Below are 24,460 nucleotides of genomic sequence, written 5' to 3'. Positions count from 1 at the left end.
GCGCCCCCGCCCGGGAAGACACCTCAGGGGCCGGGCTCCGTGCGGCCCTGCCGGGGCAGGTCCAGGGCCACCGCGACGGCGGAGTCGCAGTACTCGCGCACCGCGCTCGTACGGGCCACCACCCGCCCCCGGTGGATCACGATCCGGCTGTACGCGAGGGACAGCACGCCCGCGATCCGGTCGCCGCGCACGGCGAGCAGCTCCGCCGGGAACCCGGCCTCGACCCGCACCTCCGGCAGGCCCATCGCCTCGCGGGCGCAGGCGCTCACGCACGCGTAGGCCTCGGCGGGGCGCAGCCCGCCCTGGGAGGCCAGCAGGTACGCGGCCTCCAGCGGGTCTCCGCGGCCGACCGGGTTCCCGGCGTCCCGCAGCGCCCCGCTGCCGGCCGCGACCCGTACGCCGGCTGCCCGCAGGAGCCGTACGGGGGCGGTGCGCAGGCCGCGGCGCTCCAGGGCCGCGCAGTCGCCCTGGGGCAGGCAGGTCACGCGTACGCCGGCCGCCGCGAGCTGGTCGGCGGCGCGGGTCGCCGCGTCCAGCGGGAGCCGGGAGAGGCCGCCGCACGGACCGATGGTCACCCCGGGGCGCAGCCCGCCCGCCATCGCCGCGAGCCGGGAGAGACGGGCCGGGTCGTCACCGTCCGTGTGCAGGTCCACGGGGCAGCCGTGCTCGTCGGCGAGCTCCAGGACGGCTTCGAGGAAGCCCGTCGGGTCCGGGTCCAGGTCCGGGCAGCCACCGATGACCGAGGCGCCCATCTTGACCGCGTCCCGCAGCATGGCGAGCCCGTCGGCCCCGGCCGTGCCGGTCAGCAGGCGGGGTACGGCCACCGCGGTCAGGTCGGCGAGGCCGCGCAGGGAGCGCCGGGCCTGGAGCACGGCCTGCATGGGGCCGAGGCCGTGCATGTCGCCGATGCGCACGTGCGAGCGCACGGCGGTCGCGCCGTGGCCGAGCTGGAGCAGGGCCGCCTCGGTGGCGCGGCGCTGCACCTCGTCGGGGGCGTACGAGACGGGCCCGTCGCCGTCGGCGGTCAGCGCGGTGTCCCCGTGGGCGTGCGGCTCGGCGGGAGCGGGGAGGAGCAGGTAGCCGCTGAGGTCCACCCGGGCCAGGACGGGGGAGGAGAGGCTGCCCGTGGTCCCGACAGCCTGGATCCGGCCGCCGCCGAGGCGGACGTCGACGGTACGGCCGTCCGTGAGGCGGGCCCCGGCGAGGAGCAGGGTGGCGGCCTCGGCCCCCACCGCACTGCCGTTGCCGCTGCGGTGGAAGGGGGACGGCTGCTGCGGCTGGCTTTCGGACATCGCGCTCCTGCGGTGGCTCGGGCGCTTCCTGGGGCCGTGGCTGCGGCCCGCGGCCCAAGATCACGCAGCGTGCTCAGAGCCTAGGGCGCGGCGCACTCCGCTTCGCGGAGGAGCGCAATAGTCGTACCGGTGTGGTGCCCCCGCGCCCCCGTCCCTGTGGTTCGTGCCCCCGTGCCCCCGTGCCCCCGTGCCACGGCGCCCGCGGCGCGCGCCCCGTGTGAGCCTGCGCACAAACCGTGGGAGAAGTGGGGCGGGAGAGGCGGGCGGGTTGATCAAGAGAGGCTTCCGAACCCCCTCGGAGCCCTGTTCCCGCAAAGGATTTGGGCGATCGGCGGGCAACCGTGTAATGTCTTCATCGCTCGCCCCAATAGCTCAGTCGGTAGAGCGTCTCCATGGTAAGGAGAAGGTCTGCGGTTCGATTCCGCATTGGGGCTCTGGTGAGAGAGGCCCCCCACCCTCGGGTGGGGAGCTGATCACATCAAAGCGGCGTAGCTCAGTCGGTAGAGCAAGCGGCTCATAATCGCTGTGTCACCGGTTCAAGTCCGGTCGCCGCTACCCACAGTAGCCGATTGCGGGGTCGGTCTCCCGATCGGCTACTCTTTTATGCGTTCATCCGTCCCATAGTCCGTCAAGGAGCACTCACGTGGCTGCCACCGACGTCCGCCCGAAGATCACGCTGGCCTGCGTGGAGTGCAAGGAGCGGAACTACATCACCAAGAAGAACCGGCGTAACAACCCGGACCGCATGGAGATGAAGAAGCACTGCCCGCGCTGCAACTCGCACACCGCGCACCGCGAGACCCGCTGACCCCAGCGAAGTCTCGAATACAGGCACCGTCATGAGGTCGTCCCCTTCATTGGGGGCGGCCTTGTGTCGTTTCCGTGCCCGTTCCTGTCTTTGTCCCTGTGTGTTTCGTGTCCCTTCAACAGGAGGTAGTGAGTCATGGCTCTCGACCAGTCCTTCGTGGGGCGGAGCTACCCGCCCACCGATCCGTACGAGGTCGGCCGGGAGAAGATCCGCGAATTCGCGGTCGCGGTGGGCGACGCCAATCCCGTCTACACCGACCCCGAAGCCGCCAAGGCCCACGGCCACGCCGATGTGATCGCGCCTCCGACTTTCGTGTTCGCCATCACTTTCAAGGCGGCCGGCCAGGTCGTCGCGGACCCGCAGCTGGGGCTGGACTACAGCCGCGTCGTCCACGGCGACCAGAAGTTCGCGTACTCCCGCCCGGTGCGGGCCGGTGACCGCCTGTCGGTGACCTCCACCATCGAGGCCGTGAAGTCGCTCGCGGGCAACGACATCATCGACATCCGCGGCGAGGTCCACGACGAGACCGGCGAGCACGTGGTGACGGCGTGGACGAAGCTCGTCTCCCGCGCCCCCGAGGAGGCCTGACATGGCAGCGCAGATCAAGTACGCCGACGTCGAGGTCGGCACCGAGCTGCCCGCCGCGTCCTTCCCCGTGACGCGCGCCACGCTCGTCCAGTACGCCGGCGCCTCGGGCGACTTCAACCCGATCCACTGGAACGAGAAGTTCGCCAAGGAGGTCGGGCTGCCGGACGTGATCGCGCACGGCATGTTCACCATGGCCGAGGCGATCCGCGTCGTCACCGACTGGGTGGGCGACCCGGGCGCGGTGGTCGAGTACGGAGTGCGCTTCACCAAGCCCGTCGTGGTCCCCAACGACGACCGGGGCGGCCTGATCGAGGTCACCGCCAAGGTCGCGGCGAAGCTGGACGACAACCGCGTACGGGTCGACCTGACGGCCATGAGCGCCGGCCAGAAGGTCCTCGGGATGTCCCGCGCGGTGGTCGCACTCGCCTGAGCGCGGCCGGCGCCTTCGCGTGCGAGGGGGCGGCTGCCACCCGCCCCCTTCACCGCCGGCCGCTGTCACCGCCGGCCTCCCGCCGCGGCCCTCCACCGCCGGCCTCCCCGGGCCGCCCGCCTCCTTCACCGCCCCGGCGGCCGGAGCGGGCAGCGGTCCACAGCACCCCTTGACGAAGTTAGTGATTGAGCACTAACTTCGATGTCATGGCAAGGATGAGCGCAGAGGAGCGGCGCGAGAGCGTCATCCGGGCGGCAATGCACGAGTTCGCCCGGGGCGGGTACTACGGGACCTCCACCGAGGTGATCGCCAAGCGGGTGGGCGTCTCGCAGCCGTACCTCTTCCGCCTCTTCCCCAACAAGCAGGCGATCTTCCTGGCCGCGTCGGAGCGCTGCCTGCGGGACACGCGTGAGGTGTTCGCCGCCGCCGTCGAGGGATTGAGCGGCGAAGAGGCCGAGCGTGCCATGGCCGACGCCTACACCCGGCTGATCACGGAGGATCCCGACAAGCTCCAGATGCAGCTCCAGATGTACGTCACCGTCGCCGCCGCCGAGGCGGCCGGGGATCACGAGCTCGGCGAGCTGGTCCGCCAGGGCTGGATGGAACTCTGGGACACCGTCCATCTGCCGCTGGGTGCGGACCCGCGGGAGACGACGACCTTCATGGCCTACGGGATGCTGATCAACACGCTGGCCGCGATGGGCTTCCCGCCCGGGCACCGGGTGTGGGAGGGGTTCTACCCGTCGGCCGGTACCGCCGACCGCCAGGAGGAGTGAAGGATGCGCGCCACCGGACGCGCATGCGCATGGGCAACAAAGTTAGTCAGCAATAACTAACAACGCGCAGGGGGAATCGTGCACACGCAAGACGTCGACACCAAACTCCGCGGCCCCGCCGTCTGGGCCCTCGTCCTCACCGGCGTGGCCAGCTTCATGGCCGCACTCGACAACCTGGTCGTCACCACCGCCCTCCCCGCCATCCGCGAGGACCTCGGCGGCGGGCTGGAGGACCTGGAATGGACGGTGAACGCCTACACGCTCACCTTCGCCGTCCTCCTCATGTTCGGCGCCTCCCTCGGCGACCGCTTCGGCCGCCGCCGGCTGTTCATCGCCGGCCTCGCCGTCTTCACCGGCGCCTCCGCCGCGGCCGCCCTCTCGCCCGGGATCGACGCGCTCATCGCCGCCCGCGCCGTGCAGGGCGTCGGAGCCGCCGTCATGATGCCGCTCACCCTCACCCTCCTGACCGCCGCTGTCCCCGCCGCCCGGCGCGGCATGGCCCTCGGCATCTACGGCGCCGTCACCGGCCTCGCCGTCGCCAGCGGCCCCCTCATCGGCGGCAGCCTCACCGAGCACATCTCCTGGCAGTGGATCTTCTGGCTCAACGTGCCGACAGGCCTGGCCCTGATCCCGCTCGCCCGCCTGCGCCTCGCCGAGTCCACCGCCCCCGGCGCCCGCCTCGACGTCCCCGGCACCCTGCTCATCAGCGGCGGCCTCTTCGGCATCGTCTACGGCCTGGTCAACGCCAACGCCGAGGGCTGGACCAGCACCCCCGTCCTCACCGGCCTGATCCTCGGCAGCGCCCTCGTCGCGGGCTTCGTCCACCACGGCTTCACCAGCGCCAACCCCATGCTCCCCATGCGGCTCTTCCGTGACCGCGGCTTCCTGGGGATCAACCTGGCCAGCCTGCTGATGTTCCTCGGCATGTTCGGCTCGATCTTCCTGCTCAGCCAGTTCCTCCAAGGCGTCGCCGGCTACTCGCCCACCGAAGCCGGCCTGCGGATGCTCCCCTGGACCGGCATGCCGATGATCGTGGCGCCGCTGGCCGGGATCCTCTCCGACCGCATCGGCGGCCGCCCCGTCGTCGCCGCCGGCCTGGCGTTCCAGGCCCTCGGCCTCGGCTGGTTCGCCGCGATCCTGAGCACGGACGTCTCGTACGCCGCGCAGCTGCCGCCGCTGATCCTCAGCGGGATCGGCATGGCCCTCTACTTCGCCCCGGCGGCCAATGTCCTGATGTCCACCGTCCGCCCCGCCGACCAGGGCAAGGCATCCGGCACCAACAACGCACTGCGCGAGGTCGGCGGAGCCCTCGGCGTCGCCGTCCTGGCCTCGGTCTTCTCCGCCCAGGGCGGCTACGCCTCCCCGCAGACCTTCACCGACGGCACCGTCCCCGCCCTGTGGATCGGCGCCGCGGCCGTCGCCCTCGCCGCCGCGCTGGCCCTCCTGGTGCCCCGCAAAACCCGGAACGCGCCCGCCGCCACGCCCACCGCCGCGCCCGCCCCCGTACCCGCCGCCGCGTCCGCCCCCGACGCCGCCCCCGTCGCGGCCGGGGCCGGGGCCGGGACCGCGGACAAGGTCCCCGCCGCCCAGTGACGGGGCCCCCGGCCCGCCCGCCCGCACGTACGCCCGCCCGATCAGGTCCGTCCATGCGGCTCCCGCGGCCGCACCACGGAAGGAGAACACGTCATGCCCGACATCCCCTGGTCCACGCCCACCGCGCCCGCACCCGGTGCCGAGGTCCACGTCATGGCCTCCCGCTTCGAGACCGCCACCCTCATCGGCGCCGTCCGGTTCCTCCTCAAGTCGCCCGGCATCATCCGCCAGATGCGCAGGGCCCCCGGCGCCCACGGCGTCGCCCTGCGGGCCCGCGTCCTGCGCCGCACCTTCCTCACCCTCTCCGCATGGGAGGACCGGGACGCGCTGTACCGCTTCGCCCGCAGCGAGCCCCACCGCTCCAGCTCCCGCGCCGCCGCCGCGTACATGAAGGAATCCGTCTTCACCCACTGGACCGTGCCCGCCACCGAACTGCCCCTGGGCTGGGACGAGGCCGAGCGCCGCCTCGCCGCCCAGCAGGCGGACCGCTGACCCGGCCGGTACGGAGGACGAGCGAGGACGGTCCGTGGCCCCGCCGGGATGCGAGGGGCACGGACCGTACTCTTGTCCACGTGCAGGAACTCCACGACGCCCCCCTCGCCCCGCTGACCACCTTCCGTCTCGGTGGTCCCGCCGCCCGCCTGGTCACCGCGACCACCGACGCCGAGGTGGTCGCCGCCGTCCGCGCCGCGGACGAGAGCGGCACCCCGCTCCTGGTCATCGGCGGCGGCAGCAACCTGGTCATCGGCGACCGGGGCTTCGACGGCACCGCCCTGCGCATCGCCACCACCGGCTTCCACCTGGACGGGACGCGGCTGGAGCTCGCCGCCGGCGAGAACTGGAGCGACGCCGTCGCCCGCACCGTCGAAGCCGGCCTCGCCGGCATCGAGTGCCTCGCCGGCATCCCCGGCTCGGCCGGCGCCACCCCGATCCAGAACGTCGGGGCGTACGGCCAGGAGGTCTGCGACACCATCACCGAGGTCGTCGCCTACGACCGCACCACCGGCGAAACGGTCACTCTGACCGCCGCCGAGTGCGCCTTCCGCTACCGCAACAGCACCTTCAAGGACCAGCCCGACCGCTACGTCGTCCTGCGCGTGCGCTTCGCCCTGGAGGACGCCGGCGGCCTCTCGGCGCCGATCAAGTACCCCGAGACCGCCCGCGCCCTCGGCGTCGAGGCCGGCGACCGGGTCCCCGCCGCCACCGCCCGCGAGACCGTGCTGCGGCTGCGCGCCGGCAAGGGCATGGTCCTCGACCCGGCCGACCACGACACCTGGTCCGCCGGCTCCTTCTTCCACAACCCGATCCTGACCGACGAGGCCTACGCCGCCTTCCTCGCCCGCGTCCAGGACCGCCTCGGCCCCGACACCGCCCCGCCCGCCTACCCCGCCGGCGAGGGCCGTACGAAGACCAGCGCGGCCTGGCTGATCGACAAGGCCGGCTTCACCAAGGGCTACGGCACCGGCCCGGCACGCATCTCCACCAAGCACACCCTCGCCCTCACCAACCGCGGCGAGGCCACCACCGAGGACCTCCTCACCCTGGCCCGCGAGGTCGTCGCGGGCGTCCACGCGGCCTTCGGCGTCACCCTCGTCAACGAGCCGGTGACGGTCGGCGTCAGCATCTGAGGAGCCCCCGCCGCCCATGCTCTGTCCCCGTCACGGGGCCGGTACGGACCCCACTCGGCTCGTGGGTCGCACGCTCAGCAGGGTCGTCGCGTCCTGGCACGTCAGCGACGGCGAACGCTCCGAGTCCCCCCTCGACGTCTGGCTGATCGACAGCGTCGGCGACTCCATCCGGATCACCACCGGGTCCGACCAGTGCCTCATCGTCGAGTCCGCCCGGCCCCACGAGCCCTACGACATGGGGGAGTGGGGCCGCGTCGAGGTCGGCGAGGACCTCGGCGACCACCCCTTCCTGCGGCACCTGGGCGAGACCGTCTGCTCCGTCGCCGAGTTCGCGCTGCCCGAGCAGGGCCGCACCCACCTGGAGATCGGCTTCCCCGACGGCCGCCGGGTGCGCGCCGACTGCTACGAGGGGGATCTGCGGCTCACCCGGTGAGCCAGTGGTCGATCCCGGCCAGCAGCTTGGCCTGGACGTCGTCCGGCGCGGCGCTCCCGCGCACCGACTGGCGGGCCAGCTCCGCGAGCTCCGCATCCGTGAAACCGTGGTGGCGGCGGGCGATCTCGTACTGCGCCGCGAGCCGCGACCCGAACAGCAGCGGGTCGTCCGCGCCCAGCGCCATCGGCACCCCGGCCTCGAACAGCGTCCGCAGCGGGACGTCCTCGTGCCGCTCGTACACGCCCAGGGCGACGTTGGAAGCCGGACAGACCTCGCAGGTGATCTGGCGGTCGGCGAGCCGCTTCAGCAGCCGGGGGTCCTCCGCGGCCCGTACGCCGTGGCCGATGCGGGCGGCGTGCAGGTCGTCCAGGCAGTCGCGGACGGAGGACGGGCCGGTCAGCTCGCCGCCGTGCGGGGCCGCCAGGAGGCCGCCGTCGCGGGCGATGGCGAAGGCCCGGTCGAAGTCGCGGGCCATGCCGCGGCGCTCGTCGTTGGAGAGGCCGAAACCGACGACGCCGCGGTCGGCGTAGCGCACGGCGAGCCGGGCCAGGGTCCGGGCGTCGAGCGGGTGCTTCATGCGGTTGGCGGCGATGAGCACCCGCATGCCGAGACCGGTCTCGCGGGAGGCCGCGTCGACGGCGTCGAGGATGATCTCGACGGCCGGGATCATCCCGCCCAGAAGAGGCGCGTAGGACGTGGGATCCACCTGGATCTCCAGCCAGCCGCTGCCGTCCCGTACGTCCTCCTCCGCGGCCTCGCGGACCAGGCGCCGGATGTCCTCGGGCTCGCGCAGGCACGAGCGGGCGGCGTCGTAGAGCCGCTGGAAGCGGAACCAGCCCCGCTCGTCGGTGGCGCGCAGCTTGGGCGGCTCCCCGGCGGTCAGCGCGTCGGGCAGGCGCACGCCGTACTTGTCGGCGAGCTCCAGCAGCGTCGATGGTCGCATCGACCCGGTGAAGTGGAGGTGGAGGTGGGCCTTCGGCAGAAGCGTGAGATCGCGTACGTGCTCCATCTGGTGATCCTGCCGTACCGCTGCGCTCGGCGGGAGGGGGTTTTACCGATCGGGGGCTTGCGCGAACGGGTGAGCGGGCACCGCGCCGAACCGCCCCCGCCGCCCCCGGGCCTCCCTCGCCCCGCACGGCGGGGGCGTGAAACGCCGGGGCGGCGGCACCCCTCGGGGGTACCGCCGCCCAGGTCCTGCTGCGGGCCGCGTCAGGCCTTGGCCTCGGCCAGCAGCTTCTGGATGCGGGACACGCCCTCGACCAGGTCCTCGTCGCCCAGGGCGTACGACAGGCGCAGGTAGCCGGGGGTGCCGAAGGCCTCGCCCGGGACGACCGCGACCTCGACCTCGTCCAGGATCAGGGCGGCCAGCTCGACGGAGGTCTGCGGGCGCTTGCCGCGGATCTCCTTGCCGAGGAGCTCCTTGACCGACGGGTACGCGTAGAACGCGCCCTCGGGGACCGGGCAGAAGACGCCGTCGATCTCGTTCAGCATCTTGACCATCGTCTGGCGGCGGCGGTCGAAGGCCTTGCGCATCTCGGCGACCGCGTCCAGGTTGCCCGACACGGCGGCCAGCGCGGCGACCTGGGCCACGTTGGAGACGTTGGAGGTGGCGTGCGACTGCAGGTTCGTCGCCGCCTTGACGACGTCCTGCGGGGCGATGACCCAGCCCACGCGCCAGCCGGTCATCGCGTACGTCTTGGCGACGCCGTTGACGATGATGCACTTGTCGCGCAGGGCCGGGACCAGGACCGGCAGCGAGGTGAACTTCGCGTCGCCGTAGACCAGGTGCTCGTAGATCTCGTCCGTCAGCACCCACAGGCCGTGCTCGGCGGCCCACTCGCCGATCGCCTTCGCGTCGGCCTCGCTGTAGACCGAACCGGTCGGGTTGGACGGGGACACGAACAGGACGACCTTGGTGCGCTCGGTGCGCGCGGCCTCCAGCTGCTCGACGGAGACCCGGTAGCCGGTGGTCTCGTCGGCGACGACCTCGACCGGGACACCGCCGGCGAGACGGATCGACTCCGGGTAGGTGGTCCAGTACGGGGCCGGGACGATGACCTCGTCACCCGGGTCGAGGATGGCCGCGAAGGCCTCGTAGATCGCCTGCTTGCCGCCGTTGGTCACCAGGACCTGCGACGCCTCGACCTCGTAGCCGGAGTCGCGCAGCGTCTTGGCGGCGATGGCGGCCTTCAGCTCCGGCAGACCGCCGGCCGGCGTGTAGCGGTGGTACTTGGGGTTGCGGCAGGCCTCGACCGCGGCCTCGACGATGTAGTCCGGGGTCGGGAAGTCGGGCTCGCCCGCGCCGAAGCCGATGACCGGGCGCCCGGCGGCCTTGAGGGCCTTGGCCTTGGCGTCCACGGCGAGGGTGGCGGACTCGGAAATGGCGCCGATACGGGCGGACACCCGGCGCTCGGAGGAAGGCGTTGCAGAGGTCATACGAGCAATCGTCCCAGACCGCGCAGAAGCGCCGCACGCCGTTTCGATGAACGGACGGGAGACGGGCCGGGCCATGTCAGGCCGGGTGCTGTTCGACGTCACGGCCCGGTTCACGTACACTCACCTGTCGTTGGACCTCGCCAGCCGCTGCAAAGCGTGAGCACTCCGTGCACTCGCCCGGATGCGGTAGGTTGGGGGACGCAAAGGGTCGTAGCTCAATTGGTAGAGCACTGGTCTCCAAAACCAGCGGTTGGGGGTTCGAGTCCCTCCGGCCCTGCTCCACACTCCTTCTCGGATGTGTGTGCGCAGGTACGTACTTAGATGCAACGCCGTGCGGCGCAACCGGGCGCGGTACGGCCACGACCCGGATTCAGGTGAGAGACGTGACGGACGCCCTGGGCTCCATCGACATGCCTGACGCCGAGGACGAGACGCGCGAGAAGAAGGCCCGCAAGGGCGGCAAGCGCGGCAAGAAGGGTCCTCTGGGCCGTCTCGCGCTTTTCTACCGCCAGATTGTCGCGGAACTCCGCAAGGTTGTCTGGCCCACTCGCAACCAGCTCACGACGTACACCACCGTGGTGATTGTCTTCGTGGTCATCATGATCGGTCTGGTGACCGTGATTGACTATGGGTTCCAGGAAGCCATCAAGTTCGTCTTCGGCTGATCCCCGCGGAGGGCGGCGCCTTGATGGGTGCCGCCCCTTTTCGCATGTTCCACCACCTTTTTTCCAGGAAGAAGCAGCCACCGTGTCTGACCCGAACCTGAACGCGAGCCACGACTCCGTCGAGTCCGTCGAGGACGAGCTCGACATCGTCGAGGCGGCAGACGCTGTGGACCCGGACGAGGCCGAGCTCGCCGACGTCGAGGCGGGTGACGCCGCCGAGGAGGCCGCGCTGCACGTCTCCGACGACGAGGCGGACGAGGACGAGGCCGACACCGAGCTCGAAGAGGCCGCCGACGACGCCGAGATCGCGGAGGAGGCCGAAGAGGCCGAGCCCGCCGAGCCGGTCGACCCGATCCAGGCCCTGCGCGAGGAGCTGCGCCTCCTCCCCGGCGAGTGGTACGTGATCCACACCTACGCCGGCTACGAGAAGCGCGTGAAGGCCAACCTGGAGCAGCGCGCCGTCTCGCTGAACGTCGAGGAGTTCATCTACCAGGCCGAGGTGCCCGAGGAAGAGATCGTCCAGATCAAGAACGGCGAGCGCAAGAACGTCCGGCAGAACAAGCTGCCCGGCTACGTGCTCGTCCGCATGGACCTGACGAACGAGTCCTGGGGCGTCGTCCGCAACACCCCCGGTGTCACCGGCTTCGTGGGCAACGCGTACGACCCGTACCCGCTGACCCTGGACGAGATCGTCAAGATGCTCGCCCCGGAGGCGCAGGAGAAGGCCGCCAAGCAGGCCGCCGAGGAAGCCGGTCTGCCGGCCCCCGCGGTCAAGCGCACCATCGAGGTCCTGGACTTCGAGGTCGGCGACTCGGTCACCGTCACCGACGGTCCGTTCGCCACGCTCCAGGCGACCATCAACGAGATCAACCCGGACTCGAAGAAGGTCAAGGGCCTCGTCGAGATCTTCGGCCGCGAGACCCCGGTCGAGCTCAGCTTCGACCAGATCCAGAAGAACTGATCCACTCTCTGGACCAGGGCTTCTGAGCCACAGCTTCCGGACAGGTCAGACCACCCCTCGCGGGCAGTCTGACCTGCTCGGTTTTTAGCCCCGCACCGATACCCGTTATCGTGGTGCGGTATGCCTCCATCCGGATGACCGGATCGGCGGCTGAAAACTCTCACTAGGACCCGGAGAGAGCAATGCCTCCCAAGAAGAAGAAGGTCACGGGGCTTATCAAGCTCCAGATCAAGGCCGGTGCGGCCAACCCGGCTCCGCCGGTCGGCCCCGCGCTCGGTCAGCACGGCGTCAACATCATGGAGTTCTGCAAGGCCTACAACGCCGCGACCGAGTCGCAGCGTGGCATGGTCGTGCCGGTGGAGATCACGGTCTACGAGGACCGCACCTTCACCTTCATCACCAAGACTCCGCCGGCGGCGCGCCTCATCCTGAAGCACGCGGGCATCGAGAAGGGCTCCGGCGAGCCCCACAAGACCAAGGTCGCCAAGCTCACGGCTGCCCAGGTCCGCGAGATCGCCGAGCTGAAGATGCCCGACCTGAACGCCAACGACATCGACGCCGCCGTGAAGATCATTTCCGGCACCGCGCGCTCGATGGGCGTCACGGTCGAGGGCTGATCCAGCCACCCCCCAGCACCACCAGTGGTAGGACCAAGCGCTGGTCCGCACCACGACTCCATGCCTGAATCCGAAATACAGGAGCAGAAGTGAAGCGCAGCAAGACTCTCCGCGCTGCGGACGCCAAGATCGACCGGGAGAAGCAGTACGCCCCGCTCGAGGCCGTCCGTCTCGCCAAGGAGATCTCCTCGACCAAGTTCGACAGCACCGTCGAGGTCGCCTTCCGCCTGGGTGTCGACCCGCGCAAGGCCGACCAGATGGTCCGCGGCACCGTGAACCTCCCGCACGGCACCGGTAAGACCGCCCGGGTCCTGGTCTTCGCGACCGGTGACCGTGCAGCGGCCGCGGAAGCCGCCGGCGCCGACATCGTCGGCGACGACGAGCTGATCAACGAGATCGCCAAGGGCAACCGCCTGAACGAGTTCGACGCCGTTGTGTCCACCCCGGACCTCATGGGCAAGGTCGGCCGCCTCGGCCGCGTGCTCGGTCCCCGTGGCCTCATGCCGAACCCGAAGACCGGCACCGTCACGATGGACGTCGCGAAGGCTGTCACCGAGATCAAGGGTGGCAAGATCGAGTTCCGCGTCGACAAGCACTCGAACCTGCACTTCATCATCGGCAAGGTCTCCTTCTCCGACGAGCAGCTCGTCGAGAACTACGGCGCGGCCCTGGACGAGATCCTTCGTCTGAAGCCGTCCGCCGCCAAGGGCCGCTACCTGAAGAAGGCCGCCCTGAGCACCACCATGGGCCCCGGCATCCAGCTGGACCCGAACCGCACCCGGAACCTCCTCGTCGAGGAAGACCCGGCTGCGGTCTGAGCCTGACGGCTCACCGAGTGGCTGAACGGGCCCCTCGCCCCCTTCACAGGCGGCGAGGGGCCCGTTTTCCGTTTCCCCGTGCGAGTCCTGTGCCAGCGCTCCCGGCACCGAGTCGTACAGTCGTACGGGCAGCGTCAGGCGGACACGCCGAAGACCAAGCGCTGCACGACGACACGGGGTGGGGACCACATGAACGCGTACCGCAAGAAGACCGTCGCAGCCGTCCTGGCCGCCCTCCTGCTCGCAGGAGGTGCCACGGCCTGCGAGAACGGGGACGACGCGAAGAAGAAGGACACCGGGGCGCCCGCACCGGCCAAGGCTCCCGAGAAGCCTGCGGAGGTGACGGCGGCCGCGTACCTGGAGAAGGCGAAGAAGAAGTCCGAGGAGATCACCTCGCTCAGGTACACCATCACGGGCGACGCGGCGGGCCAGAAGATCACCGGCGAGGCCGCGATGCGGATCAAGCCGACCGTGGCCATGTCGATGACGATGGATTCGCCCGAGAAGCCCGGCGAGAAGGTGCAGATCCGCCTCCTCGACGGCGCCATGTACATGGGCGCCGAAGGTAAGTGGCTGAAGTTCGACCTCAAGGCCCTCGCTCCCGAGCAGGCCAAGGAGCTGGACTCCCTCGGTTCCGCCCAGCAGGGCCAGAACCCTGCCGACACGGCCGACAGCCTGAGCACCGCCAAGGACCTCAAGAAGGTCGGCGAGGAGACCGTCGACGGCCAGAAGACGACGCACCTGAGCGGCACCGTCTCGGTCGACGAGCTGCGCTCCCGCAGCGCCGCCTCCACGCCGGAGGCCAAGGAGCGCCAGCAGAAGAACCTCGCGGCACTGGAGGCCCAGGGCATCAAGACCCTGACCATGGACCTCTGGATCGACGAGAACGACCAGGCCAAGCAGGTCCGCACCCGGGGCGCCGGCACATCCGGCCCCATGGACGTCACCATCAAGTTCCTGGACGTCAACAAGCCCGTCGACATCACCGCGCCTCCGGCCGAGCAGGTCGTCGACCTCGCCGAGATGATGAAGGGCGCCGGCGAGGGCTCCGCCTGACCGCCGCCGCAGCAGCAGCACCGTACGACCGAAGTACCGTCGCGCCGCCGCTCCACCGCGGCGGCGCGGCGCGCACCGACCATGCATGGGGGAGAACCAGATGAACAGCGCTGTCCGGACCCGGGCCGGCGTGGCGATGGCAGGCACCGCACTGCTCGTGGGCGGCCTGACCGCCTGCGGCGGGGCCGAGGGGGCCAAGGGGGCCGACGCCAAGGCGCACGACCCCGTGGAGGCAGTGAAGGCGTCCTACCTGAAGACGGTGGCCGCCAGGTTCGCCAAGGCGGAGCTGTCCACCGTCGAGAAGGACGGCAAGACCGGCGCCCAGTCCGGCACGAAGGGTTGGTACCCGTCCAGCCACGACGTGGTCCTCAAGGGAGGCGGCGAGCCCGACAGCCGCTCGATCATGATGGGCGACACCGTCTACACCCAGATGGACAAGCCCCTCCAGGGCAAGACCTGGATGCAGATGGACCTGGCCAAGGACGGCAAGCCGGGGGTCCGGCTGAACGAGGACCCGGCCGAGTACCTCGCCATGCTGCTCGGCCAGGAGAAGCTCACCCACGTCGGGGCCGAGCAGACCGACGGCATCGACGCCCAGCACTACAAGGGCAGCTTCACGAACGCGGACCTGGTCAAGGCGGACGAGTCCACCAAGGCCATGGAGGAGCAGAACCGCCGGTACCTCCACGAGTCCGTGAAGCACATCACCGCCTTCGAGGTGGACCTCTGGATCGGGGCGGACGGATACCCGGTCCGCGTCGACAGCTCCAGCACCGACGGCAAGGGCACGTCGAAGACCACGGCGAAGTTCTCCGACTTCGGCAAGGCCCCCGCCGTCCAGCCCCCGCCGGCCGACCAGGTCGTCAGCTTCGACGCCGTGATGAAGGGCGTCGACAAGGACCTCGAGCAGGTCGACAAGGACCTCGAACAGGCCGACAAGGACCTGGAAGAGGCGGACAGGATCCTGCGGGACGCCGGGCTCCCCGGCCTGCGCAGCTGACCGATTTGCCTCGACCGGAACCCTTCACGTAGTCTTCCCCGGAAGCCAAAGACCGCTGGTCGTTGCTGTGCCCGCCAGGGTGCGGTGGCCGAAGGATCCGCTTACTGCGGACGACCCGCGCAGGTGACTGTGGAATGTTCCCGGACTCGTTCCGGTCGAGCTACGCCCTGGCGCCTGCGCCGGGGCGTTTTGTATGTCAGCCCCTTCTGAGCGGTCCTCATCACCCGGAAGGAGGCGAACGCACCATGCCGACGCCCAACAAGGCTGCATCGGTGGCCGAGCTCACGGACGCGTTCCAGAGCTCGAACGCCGCCGTGCTGACCGAGTACCGGGGTCTCACCGTCGCGCAGCTCAAGACGCTGCGTCGCTCCCTCGGTGAGAACGCCCAGTACGCCGTGGTGAAGAACACGCTGACCAAGATCGCGGCCAACCAGGCCGGGATCACCGCGCTGGACGAGCACTTCGCTGGTCCGACCGCGGTCGCCTTCATCACCGGTGACCCGGTGGAGTCGGCGAAGGCTCTGCGTGACTTCGCCAAGGAGAACCCGAACCTCATCATCAAGGCCGGTGTCCTTGACGGTAAGGCTCTCTCCGCCGACGACATCAAGAAGCTTGCGGACCTCGAGTCCCGCGAGGTTCTGCTCAGCAAGCTGGCCGGCGCGTTCAAGGGCAAGCAGTCCCAGGCTGCCTCGCTCTTCCAGGCGCTGCCGTCGAAGTTCGTCCGCACCGCGGAAGCGCTTCGCGTCAAGCTCGCCGAGCAGGGCGGTGCCGAGTAATTCGGCTCGCGCATTGATCCGCGCCGCCTAGTGCGCGGGTCGTAGCGGGCCGTTACGCCCGCCTCTATAGACACATCGGCACCTGCCGAATTAGTGGAAGGATCGCCCATCATGGCGAAGCTCTCTCAGGACGACCTCCTCGCCCAGTTCGAGGAGATGACCCTCATCGAGCTCTCCGAGTTCGTGAAGGCCTTCGAGGAGAAGTTCGACGTCACCGCCGCCGCGGCCGTCGCCGTTGCCGCCCCGGGTGCCCCCGGCGCCCCGGTCGAGGCCGCTGAGGAGAAGGACGAGTTCGACGTCATCCTCGCCGGCGCCGGCGACAAGAAGATCCAGGTCATCAAGGTCGTGCGCGAGCTGACCTCCCTGGGCCTGAAGGAGGCCAAGGACCTCGTCGACGGTGCGCCGAAGCCCGTCCTCGAGAAGGTCAACAAGGAGGCCGCTGACAAGGCCGCCGAGGCCCTCAAGGGTGCCGGTGCCTCCGTCGAGGTCAAGTAACACCTCTGAGGCCGCCTGACGGCCTCTCCAAGGGGCGATCACCCGTAAGGGTGGTCGCCCTTTGGCGTATTCGCAGTGCCTGACTTGCCCTGGTCTCGTTGGGGAGTAGGGTGATCATCGTTGCTCCGACGCAGGGTCCGCAGATGATCCGCTCGGAGCAGGGGGCCTTGACGAACGGGTCGCGGCGCGCAATTCTCAGACCCGTCGGGAGGTCGGCCGCCTCGATCCGAGATCCGAGGCATGGATCGACTACGAAGAGGGCAGTACTGATACGCGCTCTGTGCACGAGAGCCGCAGCGTTGGACGCAGGGTTGAACGACATGGGGAAGGCCTGTTGCCGGTTTCCGGAAACGCGGTCTGGACATCAGTGAGCCAAGTGGCTACACTGACCCTTTGCGCTGCCTGTTAGCTGTCCCCTGCCCGTCGCCAGGGACATGCCCACGCTTGAGCACACTTGATTGATCTGCCCTGACCTGGCCTTTTGGGCCGGAATCGGGGGGCCTGTCTTCTGTGTCTGCTGGGACCGGTACGCGCGTAGTGAGTCCGAGCCCTCGGAAGGACCCCCTCTTGGCCGCCTCGCGCAACGCCTCGACCAATACGAACAACGGTGCCAGCACCGCCCCGCTGCGCATCTCCTTTGCAAAGATCAAGGAGCCCCTCGAGGTTCCGAACCTCCTGGCGCTGCAGACCGAAAGCTTTGACTGGCTGCTCGGCAATGCCGCCTGGAAGTCTCGCGTCGAGTCGGCGCTTGAGAGTGGACAGGACGTCCCCACCAAGTCCGGTCTGGAAGAGATCTTCGAGGAGATCTCGCCGATCGAGGACTTCTCCGGGTCGATGTCGCTGACCTTCCGCGACCACCGTTTCGAGCCGGCGAAGAACTCCGTCGACGAGTGCAAGGAGCGCGACTTCACGTACGCGGCTCCGCTGTTCGTCACTGCCGAGTTCACGAACAACGAGACCGGAGAGATCAAGTCTCAGACGGTCTTCATGGGCGACTTCCCGCTCATGACCAACAAGGGCACCTTCGTCATCAACGGCACCGAGCGTGTCGTCGTGTCGCAGCTTGTCCGTTCCCCCGGTGTCTACTTCGACTCCTCCATCGACAAGACGTCCGACAAGGACATCTTCTCCGCCAAGATCATCCCCTCCCGGGGTGCCTGGCTGGAGATGGAGATCGACAAGCGCGACATGGTCGGCGTCCGCATCGACCGCAAGCGCAAGCAGTCCGTCACCGTCCTCCTGAAGGCTCTCGGCTGGACCACCGAGCAGATCCTCGAGGAGTTCGGCGAGTACGAGTCCATGCGCGCCACCCTGGAGAAGGACCACACCCAGGGGCAGGACGACGCGCTGCTCGACATCTACCGCAAGCTGCGCCCCGGCGAGCCGCCGACCCGTGAAGCCGCTCAGACGCTGCTCGAGAACCTCTACTTCAACCCCAAGCGCTACGACCTCGCCAAGGTCGGCCGCTACAAGGTGAACAAGAAGCTCGGCGCCGACGAGCCGCTCGACGCCGGCGTGCTCACCACCGACGACGTCATCGCCACGATCAAGTACCTGGTCAAGCTGCACGCCGGCGAGACCGAGACGATCGGCGAGTCCGGCCGCTCCATCGTGGTCGAGACCGACGACATCGACCACTTCGGCAACCGTCGTCTGCGCAACGTCGGCGAGCTCATCCAGAACCAGGTCCGTACGGGTCTGGCCCGTATGGAGCGCGTCGTGCGCGAGCGCATGACCACCCAGGACGTCGAGGCGATCACGCCGCAGACCCTGATCAACATCCGGCCGGTCGTCGCCTCCATCAAGGAGTTCTTCGGCACCAGCCAGCTGTCGCAGTTCATGGACCAGAACAACCCGCTCTCGGGCCTGACCCACAAGCGCCGCCTGTCGGCGCTGGGCCCCGGCGGTCTGTCCCGTGAGCGGGCCGGCTTCGAGGTCCGAGACGTCCACCCGTCGCACTACGGCCGCATGTGCCCGATCGAGACCCCCGAAGGCCCGAACATCGGTCTGATCGGCTCGCTCGCCTCCTACGGCCGCGTCAACGCGTTCGGCTTCGTCGAGACCCCGTACCGCAAGGTCATCGATGGTGTCGTCACCGACGAGGTCGACTACCTGACGGCCGACGAGGAAGACCGCTTCGTCATCGCGCAGGCCAACGCGGCCCTGTCCGAGGACATGCGCTTCACGGAGAACCGCGTCCTGGTCCGCCGCCGCGGCGGCGAGATCGACTACATCGCCGGCGGCGACGTCGACTACATGGACGTCTCCCCGCGCCAGATGGTGTCCGTCGCGACCGCGATGATCCCCTTCCTCGAGCACGACGACGCCAACCGTGCCCTCATGGGCGCGAACATGATGCGCCAGGCCGTTCCGCTCATCAAGGCGGAGGCCCCGCTCGTCGGCACCGGCATGGAGTACCGCTGTGCGGTCGACGCCGGCGACTCGATCCGCGCGGAGAAGGACGGTGTCGTCCAGGAGGTCTCGGCCGACTACATCACCGTCGCCAACGACGACGGCACGTACACCACGTACCGCGTCGCGAAGTTCTCCCGCTCGAACCAGGGCACCTCGGTCAACCAGAAGGTCATCGTCAACGAGGGTGACCGGATCGTGGAGTCCCAGGTCCTCGCCGACGGACCGGCGACCGAAGAGGGCGAGATGGCCCTCGGCAAGAACCTGCTCGTCGCGTTCATGCCGTGGGAAGGCCACAACTACGAGGACGCGATCATCCTGTCGCAGCGCCTCGTGCAGGACGACGTCCTCTCCTCGATCCACATCGAGGAGCACGAGGTCGACGCCCGTGACACCAAGCTCGGCCCCGAGGAGATCACCCGGGACATCCCGAACGTCTCCGAGGAGGTCCTCGCGGACCTCGACGAGCGCGGCATCATCCGCATCGGTGCGGACGTCGTCGCCGGCGACATCCTGGTCGGCAAGGTCACGCCCAAGGGTGAGACCGAGCTGACCCCGGAGGAGCGTCTGCTCCGCGCCATCTTCGGTGAGAAGGCCCGCGAGGTGCGCGACACCTCGCTCAAGGTCCCCCACGGTGAGATCGGCAAGGTCATCGGTGTCCGCGTCTTCGACCGCGAGGAGGGCGACGAGCTTCCTCCGGGCGTGAACCAGCTGGTCCGCGTCTACGTCGCCCAGAAGCGCAAGATCACCGACGGTGACAAGCTCGCCGGCCGCCACGGCAACAAGGGTGTCATCTCCAAGATCCTCCCGATCGAGGACATGCCGTTCCTCGAGGACGGCACCCCGGTCGACATCATCCTGAACCCGCTGGGTGTCCCGTCCCGAATGAACCCGGGACAGGTCCTGGAGATCCACCTCGGCTGGCTCGCCAGCCGCGGCTGGGACGTCTCCGGTCTGGGTGAGGAGTGGGCCGAGCGACTGAAGGCCATCGGCGCCGACCGCGTCGAGCCCGGCACCAACGTCGCCACCCCCGTGTTCGACGGCGCCCGCGAGGACGAGCTCGCCGGCCTGTTCGAGCACACCATCCCGAACCGCGACGGTGACCGGCTGGTCCTCCCGTCCGGCAAGGCGCGCCTGTTCGACGGCCGCTCCGGCGAGCCGTTCCCGGACCCGATCTCGGTCGGGTACATGTACATCCTCAAGCTCCACCACCTGGTCGACGACAAGCTCCACGCCCGTTCGACCGGTCCGTACTCGATGATCACGCAGCAGCCGCTGGGTGGTAAGGCACAGTTCGGTGGCCAGCGATTCGGTGAGATGGAGGTGTGGGCGCTCGAGGCTTACGGCGCCGCCTACGCCCTCCAGGAACTGCTGACCATCAAGTCCGACGACGTCACCGGCCGCGTGAAGGTCTACGAGGCCATCGTCAAGGGCGAGAACATCCCCGAGCCGGGCATTCCCGAGTCCTTCAAGGTGCTCATCAAGGAAATGCAGTCGCTCTGCCTCAACGTGGAGGTGCTGTCCTCGGACGGCATGTCCATCGAGATGCGCGACACCGACGAGGACGTCTTCCGCGCGGCGGAGGAGCTCGGTATCGACCTGTCCCGGCGCGAGCCGAGCAGCGTCGAAGAGGTCTGACGGGCCTGACGGGGGGCTCACGAACAGAGCCCCCCGTCATCCCCGGGACCGTTCAGACCACTGATCAAGAGACACGACCCCGAAAGAGGGATTGACGCACAGTGCTCGACGTCAACTTCTTCGACGAGCTGCGGATCGGCCTTGCCACCGCGGACGACATCCGAACCTGGTCGCACGGCGAGGTAAAGAAGCCGGAGACCATCAACTACCGCACCCTCAAGCCCGAGAAGGACGGACTCTTCTGCGAGAAGATCTTCGGTCCGACCCGGGACTGGGAGTGCTACTGCGGCAAGTACAAGCGTGTCCGCTTCAAGGGCATCATCTGTGAGCGCTGCGGCGTCGAGGTCACGCGCGCCAAGGTGCGCCGTGAGCGGATGGGCCACATCGAGCTTGCCGCTCCCGTCACCCACATCTGGTACTTCAAGGGCGTCCCGTCGCGCCTGGGCTACCTGCTGGACCTCGCGCCGAAGGACCTCGAGAAGGTCATCTACTTCGCCGCGTACATGATCACGTTCGTCGACGACGAGCGCCGTCAGCGCGACCTGCCGTCGCTGGAGGCCCACGTCTCCGTCGAGCGCCAGCAGATCGAGAACCGCCGCGACGCCGACCTCGAAGGCCGCGCCAAGAAGCTCGAGTCCGACCTGGCCGAGCTCGAGGCCGAGGGCGCCAAAGCCGACGTGCGCCGCAAGGTGCGCGAGGGTGCCGAGCGCGAGATGAAGCAGCTCCGCGACCGCGCCCAGCGCGAGATCGACCGCCTCGACGAGGTGTGGGCCCGCTTCAAGAACCTCAAGGTCCAGGACCTCGAGGGCGACGAGCTGCTCTACCGCGAGCTGCGTGACCGCTTCGGCACGTACTTCGACGGCTGCATGGGCGCCGCGGCGCTGCAGAAGCGCCTGGAGTCCTTCGACCTGGAGGAGGAGGCCGAGCGCCTCCGCGAGATCATCCGCACCGGCAAGGGCCAGAAGAAGACCCGTGCGCTCAAGCGCCTCAAGGTCGTCTCCGCGTTCCTGCAGACCAGCAACAAGCCCAAGGGCATGGTTCTGGACTGCGTCCCGGTCATCCCGCCGGACCTTCGTCCGATGGTGCAGCTGGACGGTGGCCGCTTCGCGACCTCCGACCTGAACGACCTGTACCGCCGCGTGATCAACCGCAACAACCGCCTGAAGCGCCTTCTCGACCTCGGTGCCCCCGAGATCATCGTGAACAACGAGAAGCGCATGCTCCAGGAGGCCGTCGACGCCCTCTTCGACAACGGTCGTCGTGGTCGCCCGGTCACCGGTCCCGGCAACCGCCCCCTGAAGTCCCTCAGCGACATGCTGAAGGGCAAGCAGGGTCGCTTCCGCCAGAACCTCCTCGGCAAGCGCGTGGACTACTCCGCGCGTTCCGTGATCGTCGTCGGCCCGCAGCTGAAGCTGCACCAGTGCGGTCTGCCGAAGGCCATGGCGCTGGAGCTCTTCAAGCCGTTCGTGATGAAGCGCCTGGTCGACCTGAACCACGCGCAGAACATCAAGTCGGCGAAGCGCATGGTCGAGCGCGGCCGCACGGTCGTGTACGACGTGCTCGAAGAGGTCATCGCCGAGCACCCGGTGCTGCTGAACCGTGCGCCCACGCTGCACCGCCTCGGCATCCAGGCCTTCGAGCCCCAGCTGGTCGAAGGCAAGGCCATCCAGATCCACCCGCTCGTCTGCACCGCGTTCAACGCGGACTTCGACGGTGACCAGATGGCCGTGCACCTGCCGCTCTCCGCGGAGGCGCAGGCCGAGGCCCGCATCCTGATGCTGTCCTCGAACAACATCCTCAAGCCGGCCGACGGCCGTCCGGTCACGATGCCGACGCAGGACATGGTCCTGGGTCTGTTCTTCCTGACCACCGACGGTGAGCTCCGTGACACCAAGGGCGAGGGCCGCGCGTTCGGCTCCACGGCCGAGGCGACCATGGCGTTCGACGCCGGCGAGCTCGCGCTGCAGTCGTCCGTCGACATCCGCTTCCCGGTGGGCACCATCCCGCCGCGCGGCTGGGTGCCGCCGGTCGCCGAGGAGGGCGAGCAGGAGTTCCAGCCGGGCGACAGCTTCCGCCTGCGCACCACCCTGGGCCGCGCGCTCTTCAACGAGCTGCTGCCCGAGGACTACCCGTTCGTCGACTACTCGGTGGGCAAGAAGCAGCTCTCCGAGATCGTCAACGACCTGGCGGAGCGCTACCCCAAGGTCATCGTGGCGGCGACGCTCGACAACCTGAAGGCGGCCGGCTTCCACTGGGCGACCCGTTCGGGCGTCACCGTGGCCATCTCCGACGTCGTCGTGCCCGAGGCCAAGAAGGCCATCGTCGCGGGCTACGAGGCGCAGGACGAGAAGGTCCAGAAGCAGTACGAGCGCGGTCTGATCACCAAGGACGAGCGCACGCAGGAGCTCATCGCGATCTGGACCAAGGCGACCACCGAGGTTGCCGAGGCGATGAACGCGAACTTCCCCAAGACGAACCCCATCTTCATGATGGTTGACTCGGGTGCCCGAGGAAACATGATGCAGATGCGACAGATCGCCGGTATGCGTGGTCTGGTGTCGAACGCGAAGAACGAGACCATCCCGCGTCCGATCAAGGCGTCCTTCCGTGAGGGCCTCACCGTTCTGGAGTACTTCATCTCCACGCACGGTGCCCGTAAGGGTCTGGCGGACACCGCCCTGCGTACCGCCGACTCGGGTTACCTGACCCGTCGTCTGGTGGACGTCTCGCAGGACGTGATCATCCGCGAGGAGGACTGCGGCACCGAGCGCGGCCTGAAGCTGAAGATCGCCGTTCGCGGCGAGGACGGCGTGCTGCGCAAGGCCGACGACGTCGAGACCTCGATCTACGCCCGCATGCTGGCCGAGGACGTCGTCATCGACGGCAAGGTCATCGCGCCGGCCAACGTCGACCTCGGTGACGTGCTCATCGACGCCCTGGTCGCCAACGGCGTCGAGGAGGTCAAGACCCGCTCGGTCCTGACCTGCGAGTCCGCGGTCGGCACCTGTGCCTTCTGCTACGGCCGCTCGCTGGCCACCGGCAAGCTGGTCGACATCGGTGAGGCGGTCGGCATCATCGCCGCCCAGTCCATCGGTGAGCCCGGTACCCAGCTGACGATGCGTACCTTCCACACCGGTGGTGTGGCCGGTGACGACATCACGCAGGGTCTGCCGCGTGTCGTCGAGCTCTTCGAGGCCCGTACCCCGAAGGGTGTCGCCCCGATCTCCGAGGCCGCCGGCCGCGTGCGGATCGAGGAGACCGAGAAGACGAAGAAGATCGTCATCACGCCCGACGACGGCAGCGACGAGACGGCGTTCCCGATCTCCAAGCGCGCCAAGGTCATCGTGCACGAGGGCGACCACGTCGAGGTGGGCCAGAAGCTCACCATGGGTGCCACCAACCCGCACGACGTGCTGCGCATCCTCGGCCAGCGTGCCGTCCAGGTCCACCTGGTCGGCGAGGTCCAGAAGGTCTACAACTCGCAGGGCGTGTCGATCCACGACAAGCACATCGAGATCATCATCCGGCAGATGCTGCGCCGCGTGACGATCATCGAGTCCGGCGACGCGGAGCTCCTGCCGGGCGAGCTGGTCGAGCGGTCGAAGTTCGAGACCGAGAACCGTCGTGTGGTCACCGAGGGCGGTCACCCCGCCTCCGGCCGTCCGCAGCTGATGGGTATCACCAAGGCCTCGCTCGCGACCGAGTCGTGGCTGTCGGCGGCGTCCTTCCAGGAGACGACCAGGGTCCTGACGGACGCGGCGATCAACGCCAAGTCCGACTCCCTGATCGGCCTCAAGGAGAACGTCATCATCGGTAAGCTCATCCCGGCCGGTACGGGTCTCGCCCGCTACCGCAACATCCGGGTGGAGCCCACCGAGGAGGCGAAGGCCGCGATGTACTCGGCCGTCGGCTACGACGACATCGACTACTCGCCCTTCGGCACCGGCTCCGGCCAGGCTGTCCCGCTGGAGGACTACGACTACGGCCCGTACAACGGCTGAGGCTCGTAAGAAGCCCCCCGCCGCTCCGAAAGGAGTG

General features: G+C 69.1%; 21 protein-coding genes and 3 tRNA genes. 21 read left to right on the top strand and 3 right to left on the bottom strand.

All coding sequences use genetic code 11. The annotated features are described in order from the left end of the window. Nucleotides 1-23 precede the first annotated feature (23 nt). A complete protein-coding gene (locus tag AVW11_RS25340) occupies nt 24-1,292 on the bottom strand; it encodes an amidohydrolase family protein (protein ID WP_076046104.1) in 1,269 nt (422 codons plus the stop codon). A 361-nt stretch (nt 1,293-1,653) separates the two neighbouring features. On the opposite strand from AVW11_RS25340, the gene AVW11_RS25335 reads away from it, so the two are divergent. The 10 genes from AVW11_RS25335 (at nt 1,654) to AVW11_RS25290 (ending at nt 7,548) form a co-directional block, all read left to right on the top strand. After that, nucleotides 1,654-1,726 (top strand) — tRNA-Thr (locus tag AVW11_RS25335). A 48-nt stretch (nt 1,727-1,774) separates the two neighbouring features. Further along, a tRNA-Met gene (locus AVW11_RS25330) sits at nt 1,775-1,847 on the top strand. Nucleotides 1,848-1,935: 88 nt separating this feature from the next. Further along, entirely contained in the window at nt 1,936-2,100 is a 165-nt protein-coding gene (rpmG, locus tag AVW11_RS25325) for a 50S ribosomal protein L33 (RefSeq protein WP_007265873.1), read from the top strand. Between the two features lie 135 nt (nt 2,101-2,235). Next, nucleotides 2,236-2,688 carry a MaoC family dehydratase N-terminal domain-containing protein gene (locus tag AVW11_RS25320; protein WP_060179561.1) on the top strand — a complete coding sequence of 151 codons (453 nt, stop codon included), beginning with the start codon at nt 2,236-2,238 and terminating at the stop codon, nt 2,686-2,688. A gap of 1 nt (nt 2,689) precedes the next feature. Continuing rightward, on the top strand, nt 2,690-3,118 hold the full coding sequence (locus tag AVW11_RS25315) for a MaoC family dehydratase (protein WP_030842617.1): 429 nt from the start codon (nt 2,690-2,692) through the stop codon (nt 3,116-3,118). 206 nt (nt 3,119-3,324) lie between these two features. Beyond that, on the top strand, nt 3,325-3,894 hold the full coding sequence (locus AVW11_RS25310) for a TetR/AcrR family transcriptional regulator (protein ID WP_076046102.1): 570 nt from the start codon (nt 3,325-3,327) through the stop codon (nt 3,892-3,894). A 78-nt stretch (nt 3,895-3,972) separates the two neighbouring features. After that, nucleotides 3,973-5,487, top strand: coding sequence for an MFS transporter (locus AVW11_RS25305; RefSeq protein WP_076046100.1), 1,515 nt, complete (start codon nt 3,973-3,975; stop codon nt 5,485-5,487). A 93-nt stretch (nt 5,488-5,580) separates the two neighbouring features. After that, nucleotides 5,581-5,979, top strand: a complete 399-nt coding sequence (locus AVW11_RS25300; RefSeq protein ID WP_076046098.1) for a DUF3291 domain-containing protein — start codon at nt 5,581-5,583, stop codon at nt 5,977-5,979. Then, nucleotides 5,976-7,115 carry a UDP-N-acetylmuramate dehydrogenase gene (locus tag AVW11_RS25295; RefSeq protein WP_263973263.1) on the top strand — a complete coding sequence of 380 codons (1,140 nt, stop codon included), beginning with the start codon at nt 5,976-5,978 and terminating at the stop codon, nt 7,113-7,115. The genes AVW11_RS25300 and AVW11_RS25295 overlap by 4 nt, the downstream gene beginning before the upstream one ends. Before the next feature lie 61 nt (nt 7,116-7,176). Next, nucleotides 7,177-7,548, top strand: a complete 372-nt coding sequence (locus AVW11_RS25290) for a hypothetical protein (protein WP_225884907.1) — start codon at nt 7,177-7,179, stop codon at nt 7,546-7,548. Here AVW11_RS25290 and AVW11_RS25285 read toward each other — a convergent pair. Together AVW11_RS25285 and AVW11_RS25280 are read right to left on the bottom strand one after the other, a co-directional pair. Then, nucleotides 7,538-8,557: an adenosine deaminase gene (locus AVW11_RS25285; RefSeq protein ID WP_030842635.1), complete on the bottom strand. Its 1,020-nt coding sequence runs from the start codon at nt 8,555-8,557 to the stop codon at nt 7,538-7,540. The genes AVW11_RS25290 and AVW11_RS25285 overlap by 11 nt on opposite strands. 200 nt (nt 8,558-8,757) lie before the next feature. Next, nucleotides 8,758-9,984: a pyridoxal phosphate-dependent aminotransferase gene (locus AVW11_RS25280; RefSeq protein WP_030842637.1), complete on the bottom strand. Its 1,227-nt coding sequence runs from the start codon at nt 9,982-9,984 to the stop codon at nt 8,758-8,760. Between the two features lie 204 nt (nt 9,985-10,188). On the opposite strand from AVW11_RS25280, the gene AVW11_RS25275 reads away from it, so the two are divergent. The 11 genes from AVW11_RS25275 (at nt 10,189) to AVW11_RS25220 (ending at nt 24,423) form a co-directional block, all read left to right on the top strand. After that, a tRNA-Trp gene (locus AVW11_RS25275) sits at nt 10,189-10,261 on the top strand. Nucleotides 10,262-10,367: 106 nt separating this feature from the next. Beyond that, nucleotides 10,368-10,649, top strand: a complete 282-nt coding sequence (gene secE, locus AVW11_RS25270) for a preprotein translocase subunit SecE (protein ID WP_030825982.1) — start codon at nt 10,368-10,370, stop codon at nt 10,647-10,649. A gap of 82 nt (nt 10,650-10,731) precedes the next feature. Beyond that, complete coding sequence (nusG, locus tag AVW11_RS25265) at nt 10,732-11,610, top strand: transcription termination/antitermination protein NusG (RefSeq protein WP_060179566.1); 879 nt, start codon at nt 10,732-10,734, stop codon at nt 11,608-11,610. A 182-nt stretch (nt 11,611-11,792) separates the two neighbouring features. Further along, entirely contained in the window at nt 11,793-12,227 is a 435-nt protein-coding gene (gene rplK, locus AVW11_RS25260) for a 50S ribosomal protein L11 (protein ID WP_030773771.1), read from the top strand. Between the two features lie 89 nt (nt 12,228-12,316). Beyond that, the gene (gene rplA, locus AVW11_RS25255; RefSeq protein ID WP_030773774.1) at nt 12,317-13,045 is read left to right on the top strand and encodes a 50S ribosomal protein L1; all 729 of its coding nucleotides are present in this window, start codon (nt 12,317-12,319) and stop codon (nt 13,043-13,045) included. Nucleotides 13,046-13,234: 189 nt separating this feature from the next. Continuing rightward, entirely contained in the window at nt 13,235-14,101 is an 867-nt protein-coding gene (locus tag AVW11_RS25250; protein WP_076046096.1) for an SCO4651 family lipoprotein, read from the top strand. 100 nt (nt 14,102-14,201) lie between these two features. Next, entirely contained in the window at nt 14,202-15,101 is a 900-nt protein-coding gene (locus AVW11_RS25245; RefSeq protein WP_030842646.1) for an SCO4651 family lipoprotein, read from the top strand. A 245-nt stretch (nt 15,102-15,346) separates the two neighbouring features. Beyond that, the gene (gene rplJ / locus AVW11_RS25240) at nt 15,347-15,877 is read left to right on the top strand and encodes a 50S ribosomal protein L10 (RefSeq protein WP_030026650.1); all 531 of its coding nucleotides are present in this window, start codon (nt 15,347-15,349) and stop codon (nt 15,875-15,877) included. A 111-nt stretch (nt 15,878-15,988) separates the two neighbouring features. Next, entirely contained in the window at nt 15,989-16,372 is a 384-nt protein-coding gene (rplL, locus tag AVW11_RS25235; RefSeq protein WP_030773785.1) for a 50S ribosomal protein L7/L12, read from the top strand. Between the two features lie 567 nt (nt 16,373-16,939). Continuing rightward, nucleotides 16,940-20,422 (top strand): DNA-directed RNA polymerase subunit beta, encoded by a 3,483-nt coding sequence (rpoB, locus tag AVW11_RS25225; RefSeq protein ID WP_030026653.1) that lies wholly within the window; start codon nt 16,940-16,942, stop codon nt 20,420-20,422. A gap of 101 nt (nt 20,423-20,523) precedes the next feature. Next, the gene (locus AVW11_RS25220) at nt 20,524-24,423 is read left to right on the top strand and encodes a DNA-directed RNA polymerase subunit beta' (protein WP_030842649.1); all 3,900 of its coding nucleotides are present in this window, start codon (nt 20,524-20,526) and stop codon (nt 24,421-24,423) included. Nucleotides 24,424-24,460: the final 37 nt, after the last annotated feature.

The sequence above is a fragment of the Streptomyces amritsarensis genome (assembly GCF_001953875.1).
Classification (GTDB): Bacteria; Actinomycetota; Actinomycetes; order Streptomycetales; family Streptomycetaceae; genus Streptomyces; species Streptomyces amritsarensis.
This window is presented reverse-complemented; position numbering and strand designations above follow the sequence as displayed.